The organism is Streptomyces sp. NPDC051218 (genome assembly GCF_044455475.1).
In the GTDB taxonomy this organism is placed as follows: Bacteria; Actinomycetota; Actinomycetes; order Streptomycetales; family Streptomycetaceae; genus Streptomyces.
The window spans coordinates 461,628-470,707 of sequence record NZ_JBITEU010000010.1; the positions used below are offsets into that span (position 1 = coordinate 461,628).

Here is a 9,080-nt window from a genome sequence, read left to right on the forward strand (position 1 = left end):
CCCCCACACCTGCAGCGCCGCCGCTCCCCCGGCGGCGCTGCGGCACGTACGGCAGGGCGCTAGAAGAAGCTGCTCCAGTCCTGGTCCGTGATCTGCTTGACGCACAGGACCAGGAACAGCAGGCCCGCGATCGCCAGCATGCCGTTGCTGAGCCAGCCGTTGCGCCACTCGCTCGGTGTACGCGAGGAGTTGAGCAGCCAGACCAGGGTGAGGGCGAGGAAGGGCATGAAGGCCGCGCCGAGCACGCCGTAGAGGATGATGAGGCGGAAGGGCTGGCCCTGGAAGAGCAGGATCATCGGCGGGAACGTCAGCCACAGCAGGTAGGCGCGGAACGGCACCGACTTCTCGCGGGCCCCGGACGCCACCTCCTCGCCGGTCAGGGCCTTCGTGTCGGCGCCGGCCCGCTGCTTGCGGTAGCGCTCCACGAAGTCGGCGAACATCAGGCTCACGCCGTGCCACACGCCGATCAGCGAGGTGAAGGACGTGGCGAAGAAGCCGATCAGGAAGAGCTTCGCGGTGGCGTCGCCGTACTCCTTCTCCAGGATGCCGGAGAGCTGCACGAGGCCCTTGTCGCCGCTGGCGATCGCGACGTTCGCGGAGTGCAGCAGCTCGGCGCCGACGAAGAGCATGGCGACGACGAAGATGCCGGTGGTGATGTAGGCGACGCGGTTGTCGAGCCGCATCACCTTCATCCAGCCGGTGTTGGTCCAGCCCTTGGCGTTGACCCAGTAGCCGTACGCGGCAAGGGTGATGGTGCCGCCGACGCCGCCGATCAGGCCGAGCGTGTTGAGGATGGAGTCCTTCTCGTCGGGCAGGACCGGCAGCAGGCCCGCGAAGGCGTCACCGAGGTGCGGCGTGACGCGGATGGCGAGATAGACGGTGACGACGAACATGATGCCGACGAGCACCGTCATGACCTTCTCGAAGACGGCGTACTTGTTGAACCAGACGAAGACCAGGCCGACGATGCCGGTCAGCATCCCCCACCACTTCAGCTCCATGACGTCCGGGAAGAGCGCCTGGAGCGGGAGTCCCGACGACGACATGGCCGCGGCCCCGTAGACGTACCCCCAGATCACCACGTAGACGACGAAGAACCACGTCGTCCAGCGGCCGAGGCTCGCCCAGCCGTCGAACAGGGTGCGGCCGGTCGCCAGATGCCAGCGGCCGGCCGCCTCGGCGAGCGAGATCTTGACCACGCAGCCGATGACGGCGGCCCAGAGCAGGGTGTAGCCGAAGTTGCTGCCCGCGATGAGCGTGGCGACCAGGTCGCCCGCGCCGACGCCGGTCGCGGCGACGACGATGCCGGGTCCGATGTATTTCCAGCTGGACTTGCGGGGCTGGGGAGCCGCATCTCCTGTGGCAGTGCCACTGCCTGTCGTATCTGCCATGCCGATCAAGAAACCGCATGGCGGCGCGCGGCACAAGGGGTTGGCCGAAGACGGCACCGCGGGCCCGGACGCCCTCACGCGTCCGGGCCCGCCGGGTGTCGCGGTTTCGGGGTGTCGGTGTTGCGGGGTGTCGGTGTTGCGGGGTGTCGGTGTTGCGCGAACGGGGCTACACGAACAGGCTCACCACGGCCGCAACCGCGAAGCCGGCCAGGGAGAGGACCGACTCCAGGACCGTCCACGTCTTCAGTGTGTCGCGCTCCGAGATGCCGAAGTACTTCGCCACCATCCAGAAGCCGCCGTCGTTGACGTGCGAGGCGAAGATCGAGCCCGCCGAGATCGCCATGATGACCAGGGCGATGAAGGCCTGGGAGTAGTCGCCCTCGGAGAGGAGCGGGGCCACGATGCCCGCCGTCGTCACGATCGCCACCGTGGCCGAGCCCTGGGCGACGCGGAGCACCAGGGAGAGCAGGTAGGCGAGGACGATGATCGGCAGGCCGACGTCCTGGAAGGTCTCCGAGAGGGCCCCGGCTACGCCGCTCGCCTTGAGGACCGCGCCGAAGATGCCGCCGGCGCCGACCACCAGCAGGATGTTGCCGACCGGCTTGAGGGACGAGGTCGACACCGTCTCAAGGGACTTGCGGGACCAGCCGCGCCGGATGCCGAGAAGGTAGTACGCCATGAGCAGGGCGATCGTCAGGGCCACGAAGGGGCTGCCGAAGAACTCGATGACGCTGCGCAGGGTCGAGGGGTCGAAGGCGATCGACGAGAAGGTCGCGAGGAGGATCAGGAACAGCGGCGTTCCGATGATCGCGAAGACGATGCCGAGCGGCACCGGCTTCTCGCCCGGCTCCACGCCCGCGGCGCGCTGCTCGGCGACGACGGCCGACCTGGCTTCCTCGGCGGCCTCGACCATGTCCTGCGGGACGGGCACGAAGATGCGCTTGCCGATCCAGGCGGAGTAGACCCAGGCCGCGATGACGGCGGGTATGCCGCATATCAGGCCCATCAGGATGACCCAGCCGAGGTCCACGTGGAGCAGACCGGCGGCGGCCACGGGGCCGGGGTGCGGGGGCAGGAACGCGTGGGTCATCGAGAGACCCGCGAGCAGCGGCAGGCAGTAGAGCAGGATCGACTTGCCGCTGCGCTTGGCGGCGGCGTACACGATCGGCGCGAGGACGAAGATGCCGACGTCGAAGAAGACCGGGATACCGAATATGAGGCCCGTCAGGCCCATCGCGAGGGGGGCGCGCTTCTCGCCGAAGAGGCCCAGGAGGCGGGAGGCCAACACCTCTGCGCCGCCCGAGACTTCGAGGATCGCGCCGAGCATCGTGCCGAGGCCGATGATGATCGCCACATGGCCGAGGATGCCGCCCATGCCGGACTCGATGACGGAGACCGCGTCGGACTTCTGGACCGTGCCGAAGAGTTCGGTGACGGAGAGGCCGGCCGAGAGGCCGACGACTATGGAGACCGCGAGCAGCGCCACGAAGGGCTGCAGCCTGACCTTGATGATCAGGAAGAGGAGAAGCACGATGCCGAGCGCGGCGACGGTCAGCAGGCCGGCGGTGCCGTCGATCAGGGTGAGGATTCCGCCGGTGTGCGGTGGGGCCTCGGGGGCGGCGGCCGCGAGCGCGGTGGAGAGGGACGGGGACATCTTTGACCTCGTAAGTGCATGGGGCTTTCGGGGCAGGGGGGATCACGGCGCGGCGCCACCAGGGGAGTTGGCGCCGCACCGTGAAGACGTACGGCTTGCGGGGGTTTGTTCAGTTCAGGAGCGTGGCGCCCGGCTGATCAGCCGAGGACGGCCAGCGCGTCGATCTCGATGAGCAGACCCTTGGGCAGGCCCACGTAGACCGTGGTGCGGGCCGAGGCGGGGGCCTTGAGGCCCTGCTCCTCGAAGTACGCGTTGTAGATCTCGTTCATCTCGGCGAAGTGGTCCACGTCCGTGAGGTAGACGCGCATCATCATCACGTCGTCCCAGGTCGCGCCGCCCTCTTCGAGGATCGCCTTGACGTTGGCGAAGGTCTGGAGGGTCTGCTCGCGCAGGGTGGGGCCCGCGGGGGTGGGGGCCTTGCCCTCCTCCGCCGGGAGGAAGCCGACCTGACCGGCGACCTGAAGGATGTTGCCCTTCTTCACGCCGTGGGAGAACTTCGCGGGCGGGGTGGTGTGGGTGGCCGGGGTGAGCGCGGTCTTCTCGGTCATGGTCGTTCAGGCTTCCTTCAGGGGTGACTTGCCGGAGTACTCCCGGCTGATGGCGTCCGCCGTACGGCGCACCAGCGGGAGCAGCGTGAGGAGTTCGTCGGCGGTGACGACGACATTCGGCGCTGAGACCGACATGGCGGCGACGACCCGCCCGTCCGCACCGCGGATGGGGGCCCCGATGCAGTTGATGGACTCCTCGTGGCCACCGAGGTCGGTGGCCCATCCCTGTTCGCGCACGGTGCCGAGTTCCTTGAGGAACGCGGCGGCGTTGGGCGTCGAACGGGACGTGTATGTGGGGTAGTCGAGCTTCTCCGCGATGGCGCGGCGCTCGGCCTCGGGAAAGTCGGAGAGCAGCAGCTTGGCGACGGCGGCGACCGTGATCGCCACCGGCTTGCCGATGCGCGAGTACATCCGCACCGGGTAGCGGCTCTCGACCTTGTCGATGTAGAGGACTTCCTGCTCCTCGTAGACCGCGAGGTGCACGGTGTGACCGCACTTCTCGTTGAGCGCGAGGAGGTGGGGGTGCGCGATCTCGCGTACGTCGAGGTTCTCGACGGCCTCCTGCGCGAGCGCGAAGAGGCGGGCGCCCAGGCGGTAGCGCTGGTCGGACTGGCGGTAGACCAGGCCGTGTTCGTGGAGTGTGCGCAGGAGCCGCAGGGCGGTGGACTTGTGCACCTCGAGACGCTCGGCGACCTGGCCGAGGTCGGCGGGGCCTTCGGCGAGCAGCGGCAGGATCGACAGGGCGCGGTCGACGGTCTGGCTCATGTACGTGCCTCCTCCTTGGCCTCGGTGTTCACGGCGTTGTTCTCGGGAACGTCTCCGGGAACGTTTCCGGGGACGCCGTCCGTCCATCCCGGGCCGAGACGAAGTGTCCCCCAGGCGTCGGCGTCCAGTGCGGCGAGACGGTCGGTGTGCGCCCTCGCCGGCGGCGTCGCGAGGTCTCCGGGGACGGTGAGCGCGGCGGCCGCCATGAGGTGCCCGTGGCGCAGGCGCCGCTCGGCGTCCAGTCCGCGCAGGGTCGCGGAGAGGAACCCGGCGGCGAAGGCGTCCCCGGCGCCGACGGGGGCGACGACGTCGACCTTGAGCGCGGCCTGGAAGACGGCGGGCTCGCCTTCGGTGAAGACGGTGGCGCCGCCGCTGCCCTGCTTGACCACGAGGGTCGCGGGCTCGGGGAGCGCGGCGCGGATGGCGTCGGGGCCGCCGGTGACGCCCCAGGCGTCGGCGGCCTCGTCCTCGCCGACGAAGACGAGGTCGGCGCCGCGGGCGAGGTCGAGCAGGACAGCCGGGCCTTCGCCGGTCCCAGCGCTCCAGAGACCCGGGCGGTAGTTCACGTCGAACGACACGAGCGGCCGGCCGGGGCGGGGTGCGGTCAGGTCGCGCAGGAGGGCGAGGCAGTCCGCGGAGAGGGCCGCGGTGATGCCGGAGAGGTGCAGGATGCGGCCGGCGTCCAGGGCCTCGCGGTCCACGCTGCGGGGTGCCATCGCCGATGCGGCGGAGCCCGCGCGGTAGTAGAGGACCTCGTGGGCGTCGGTGTCGCGGTCATCGGCGGTGCGGAAGTAGATGCCGGTGGGGCGGTGCGGGTCGCGGCCGACGCACCGGGTGTCGACGCCGTAGCGGGCGATGGCCTCGACGAGGTGGTCCCCGAAGCCGTCGGCGCCGACGCGGCTGACCCAGCGGGTGCGGTGGCCGGCCGCGGCGAGCGCGCAGGCGACGTTCGACTCGGCGCCGCCGATTCCGCGATCGAAGGAGGGGACGTCGGCGAGGCGGCCCGCGCGGGAGGGCAGGAACGTGACCATGGACTCGCCGAGCGCGACGACGTCCACTGCCGCCTGTGCGGCCACTGTCGTCTGCGCGGCCACGGCTGCCTGCGTGGCCACTGCAGCCTGTGCGGCCTCTGCGGCGTTTGCGGCCTCTGCGGTCACGATCTTCCTGCCCCTCAACCGACGGTCCGGATCCGTTGACCCGGCGTTGGCTCGGATGTTAGACAGCAGTAAGCGACATACGCAATGACCGTTGCACACAACGCAACGCACCTTTTCGAGGAGGCGCCATGGCCGCCGACAACGCAGCCGACCGCTCCGCCGGACGTTCCGCCCGGGAGCTCGACCGGCTCGCAGAAGAGCGGGTCGACCACCGCTTCAAGGGCCTTCCGCCGGACGCGGAGGGCCTGACGGTCGGCGAGCTCGCGGCCCAGCGCAGGAACCTCTTCACGGACGGTTTCACCACCCCCGTCCTCGCACTCTCCGCCGAGCGCCTCGAGCACAACCTCGCGCTGATGGAGACGTACTCCGAGCGGCACGGCCTCGCCTTCGCCCCGCACGGCAAGACGTCCATGGCGCCGCAGCTCTTCGCGCGTCAGCTGGAGCGGGGCGCGTGGGGCATCACCCTCGCCGTGCCGCACCAGGTGCGGGTGGCGCGGGCCTACGGCGTCGAGCGGATCTTCCTCGCCAACGAACTGGTGGACGCGGCGGCCCTGCGCTGGATCGCCGGCGAGCTGGCGGCGGACCCCTCCTTCCGCTTCATCTGCTACGTCGATTCCGTGCCCGGCGTCGCCCTGATGGACGCCGCGCTGCGCGAGGCGGGCGCGACGCGTCCCGTCGACGTCGTGGTGGAGCTCGGCGCGGGTGACGGGGCGCGCACGGGTGTGCGGACCGAGGCCGAGTGCGTCGAGATCGCCAACGCGGTCGCGGCGGCGGACACGCTGCGTCTGGTGGGTGTCGCCGGGTACGAGGGCGAGGTGCCGGACGCGACGCCCGAGCGCGTGCGGGACTGGCTGCGCCGCCTCACCGCGCTCGCGGTCGAGTTCGACAAGGCGAACCGGTTCGCCGACCTGGACGAGATCGTCGTCAGCGCGGGTGGCAGTGCGTGGTTCGACGCGGTCGCGGACGTCTTCGCGGAGCTTCCCGAACTGTCGGTGCCGGTGGTGAAGTTGCTCCGCTCCGGGGCGTACGTCTCTCATGACGACGGTCACTACCGCCACCTGACCCCCTTCAACCGCATCCCGGACGAGGGCGCGCTGCACCCGGCGTTCCGGCTCTGGACGCAGGTGGTGTCCCGGCCCACGTCCGAGCAGGCGTTCATCAACGCGGGCAAGCGGGATGCGGCGTACGACCTCGATCTGCCCGAGGCGCAGGTCGTCCACCGTGACGGGGTGGACCGGCCCGCCACGGGGGTCGCGGTGACGGGGCTCTCCGATCAGCACGGGTGGGTTCGTACGGCGCCCGAGGCGGATCTTGCCGTGGGTGACTGGGTGGGCCTTGGTCTCTCCCATCCCTGCACGGCGTTCGACAAGTGGCAGCTGATTCCTCTGGTCGAGGCGGACGGGACGGTCACGGATTACATCCGTACTTTGTTCTGACCCCTGGGTCTTGGGCGGGTCCCTGGGCCGCCGCTCCGCGGCGGGTCTCTCCCGCCCGCCCACCCGATTGCCCCGCAGCCGGGTCCGCGGGCGAAGAGCCTGAACCGCCGCTTCGCGGCGGATGTCTCCCACCCACCCACCCGATTGCCCCGCAGCGCGATGGGACAGTCGCCGATGGTGGCTCGCCCCCACCAGGGCCACCCGCAGTCGGCGACGAGAGTCGCACGGGTGGTGCGGGTGGGAGACACAACCCGGCCGGAGGCCGGGTGCACCACGTACAACTCGCAGGCAAGCGAAAAGAGAGGCACCCCCCATGGACCTGGTGATCCGGGACGCACGCGTCATCGACGGCACCGGAGGTGCCTCCTACCGAGCCGACGTCGGCGTACACGAGGGGCGGATCACCGAGATCCGCAGGGAGGGGGAGGGCGAAGGCCCCCGGCTGACCGGGGCCAGGACCGTGGACGCCCAAGGCCTTGCGCTGGCCCCCGGTTTCATCGACATGCACGCCCACAGCGACCTCGCCCTCCTCCGCGACCCGGACCACAGCGCGAAGGCCGCCCAGGGCGTCACCCTGGAGGTCATCGGCCAGGACGGCCTCAGTTACGCCCCGGTCGACGACCGCACCCTCGCCCAGGTCCGCCAGGCCATCACCGGCTGGAACGGCGACGGCAGCGACATCGACTTCGACTGGCGCACCGTCGGCGAGTACCTGGACCGCCTCGACCGGCAGGGCACCGCCGTGAACGCGGCCTACCTCATCCCCCAGGGCACCGTCCGCATGTACGCGGTCGGCTGGGACGACCGCCCGGCCACCGCCGCCGAGGTCGAGCGCATGAAGCAGCTCGTCGCCGAGGGCATGGAGCAGGGTGCCGTCGGCATGTCCTCCGGGCTCACCTACACCCCCGGCATGTACGCCGACGACTCCGAACTCACCGAGCTCTGCAAGGTGGTGGCCCAGTTCAACGGCTACTACTGCCCCCACCACCGCAGTTACGGCGCCGGTGCCCTCCAGGCGTACGAGGAGATGGTCAACCTCACCCGCACCGCGAACTGCCCCCTTCACCTCGCCCACGCCACCATGAACTTCGGTGTGAACAAGGGCAAGGCGCCCGATCTGCTCGCGCTCCTCGACTCCGCGCTCGCCGGCGGCGCCGACATCACCCTCGACACCTACCCCTACACCCCCGGCTGCACCACTCTCGTCGCCATGCTGCCCAGTTGGGCCAGCGAGGGCGGGCCCGACGCGATCCTCGCCCGGCTCCAGGACGACGAGACCGCCGAGAAGATCCGCCACCACATGGAGGTCATCGGCGCCGACGGCTGTCACGGCGTACCGATCGAGTGGGACAAGATCGAGATCTCTGGTGTGAGCGACCCCGGTCTGGCCTCCTGCGTGGGCAAGACCATCGCGGAGTCGGCTGTCCAGCGCGGCGAGGCGCCCTGGATCACCGCCCGGCGCCTCCTCGTCAACGACAAGCTCGGGTCGACGATCCTCCAGCACGTCGGCCACGAGGAGAACGTCCAGGCGATCATGCGCCACCCCGTGCACACCGGTGGCAGCGACGGCATCCTCCAGGGCTTCAAGCCGCATCCGCGCGCGTACGGCACGTTCCCGCAGTACCTCGGCCGCTACGTACGTGAGCTCGGTGTCCTCACCCTGGAGGACTGCGTCGCTCACCTCACCGGGCGCCCGGCGGCTCGCCTGCGCCTGCCCGACCGGGGGCTCGTCCGTGAGGGCTACCGCGCCGACCTTGTCCTCTTCGACCCGGAGACGGTCGCGGCGGGCTCCACGTTCGACGCTCCCCGCACCCTGCCGACCGGCATCCCGCACGTCCTGATCGACGGCAAGTTCGTGATGCGGGACGGCCGCCGCACGGACATCCTGGCGGGCCGCTCCGTACGCCGGGCGCCGTAGGGGGCTTCGGTCACCGAAGGGCGGCTTTGCGGGGCCGGTGGCTTTGCTGCGTGCCGGGGCCATCCGGTGTCCCGAGGTTGGTGGTTCCGGTCCGGGAGTCAAGGGCGCTCCTCCGTCGCGTCGGCTACGCCGATTCCGCTGCGCTCCACCCTTGACACCCGCCCCTCCACCACGCGAGGGAAGACGACCGGACGGCCCAGGAGCGGGACTC

Annotated in this window: 7 protein-coding genes; 2 read left to right on the plus strand and 5 right to left on the minus strand. The window is 70.4% G+C overall.

Annotation, left to right across the window (positions count from 1 at the left end; translation table 11 throughout):
- Positions 1-59 precede the first annotated feature (59 nt).
- The 5 genes from ACIBCK_RS30125 to ACIBCK_RS30145 form a co-directional block, all read right to left on the minus strand.
- Positions 60-1,391, minus strand: a complete 1,332-nt coding sequence (locus tag ACIBCK_RS30125) for an Nramp family divalent metal transporter (RefSeq protein ID WP_399395293.1) — start codon at positions 1,389-1,391, stop codon at positions 60-62.
- 166 nt (positions 1,392-1,557) lie between these two features.
- Positions 1,558-3,045: a gluconate:H+ symporter gene (locus tag ACIBCK_RS30130; protein WP_367044631.1), complete on the minus strand. Its 1,488-nt coding sequence runs from the start codon at positions 3,043-3,045 to the stop codon at positions 1,558-1,560.
- 137 nt (positions 3,046-3,182) lie between these two features.
- Positions 3,183-3,593, minus strand: coding sequence for a RidA family protein (locus tag ACIBCK_RS30135; protein WP_383331629.1), 411 nt, complete (start codon positions 3,591-3,593; stop codon positions 3,183-3,185).
- A 6-nt stretch (positions 3,594-3,599) separates the two neighbouring features.
- Entirely contained in the window at positions 3,600-4,358 is a 759-nt protein-coding gene (locus ACIBCK_RS30140; RefSeq protein ID WP_399395296.1) for an IclR family transcriptional regulator, read from the minus strand.
- On the minus strand, positions 4,355-5,416 hold the full coding sequence (locus tag ACIBCK_RS30145; protein WP_399395349.1) for a sugar kinase: 1,062 nt from the start codon (positions 5,414-5,416) through the stop codon (positions 4,355-4,357). Before ACIBCK_RS30145 ends, ACIBCK_RS30140 begins: the two co-directional genes overlap by 4 nt.
- A gap of 227 nt (positions 5,417-5,643) precedes the next feature.
- Here ACIBCK_RS30145 and ACIBCK_RS30150 point away from each other — a divergent pair, with 227 nt between their 5' ends.
- Together ACIBCK_RS30150 and ACIBCK_RS30155 are read left to right on the plus strand one after the other, a co-directional pair.
- Positions 5,644-6,951, plus strand: a complete 1,308-nt coding sequence (locus ACIBCK_RS30150; protein WP_399395298.1) for an amino acid deaminase — start codon at positions 5,644-5,646, stop codon at positions 6,949-6,951.
- Between the two features lie 313 nt (positions 6,952-7,264).
- Positions 7,265-8,869 carry an amidohydrolase family protein gene (locus ACIBCK_RS30155; protein ID WP_399395300.1) on the plus strand — a complete coding sequence of 535 codons (1,605 nt, stop codon included), beginning with the start codon at positions 7,265-7,267 and terminating at the stop codon, positions 8,867-8,869.
- The last annotated feature ends 211 nt before the right edge of the window (positions 8,870-9,080 follow it).

What these genes read in the sequence shown, in the direction of transcription:
- ACIBCK_RS30125 (WP_399395293.1), bottom strand. Translation starts at nt 1,391, where the DNA reads ATGGCAGATACGACAGGCAGTGGCACTGCCACAGGAGATGCGGCTCCC.
- ACIBCK_RS30130 (WP_367044631.1), bottom strand. Translation starts at nt 3,045, where the DNA reads ATGTCCCCGTCCCTCTCCACCGCGCTCGCGGCCGCCGCCCCCGAGGCC.
- ACIBCK_RS30135 (WP_383331629.1), bottom strand. Translation starts at nt 3,593, where the DNA reads ATGACCGAGAAGACCGCGCTCACCCCGGCCACCCACACCACCCCGCCC.
- ACIBCK_RS30140 (WP_399395296.1), bottom strand. Translation starts at nt 4,358, where the DNA reads ATGAGCCAGACCGTCGACCGCGCCCTGTCGATCCTGCCGCTGCTCGCC.
- ACIBCK_RS30150 (WP_399395298.1), top strand. Translation starts at nt 5,644, where the DNA reads ATGGCCGCCGACAACGCAGCCGACCGCTCCGCCGGACGTTCCGCCCGG.
- ACIBCK_RS30155 (WP_399395300.1), top strand. Translation starts at nt 7,265, where the DNA reads ATGGACCTGGTGATCCGGGACGCACGCGTCATCGACGGCACCGGAGGT.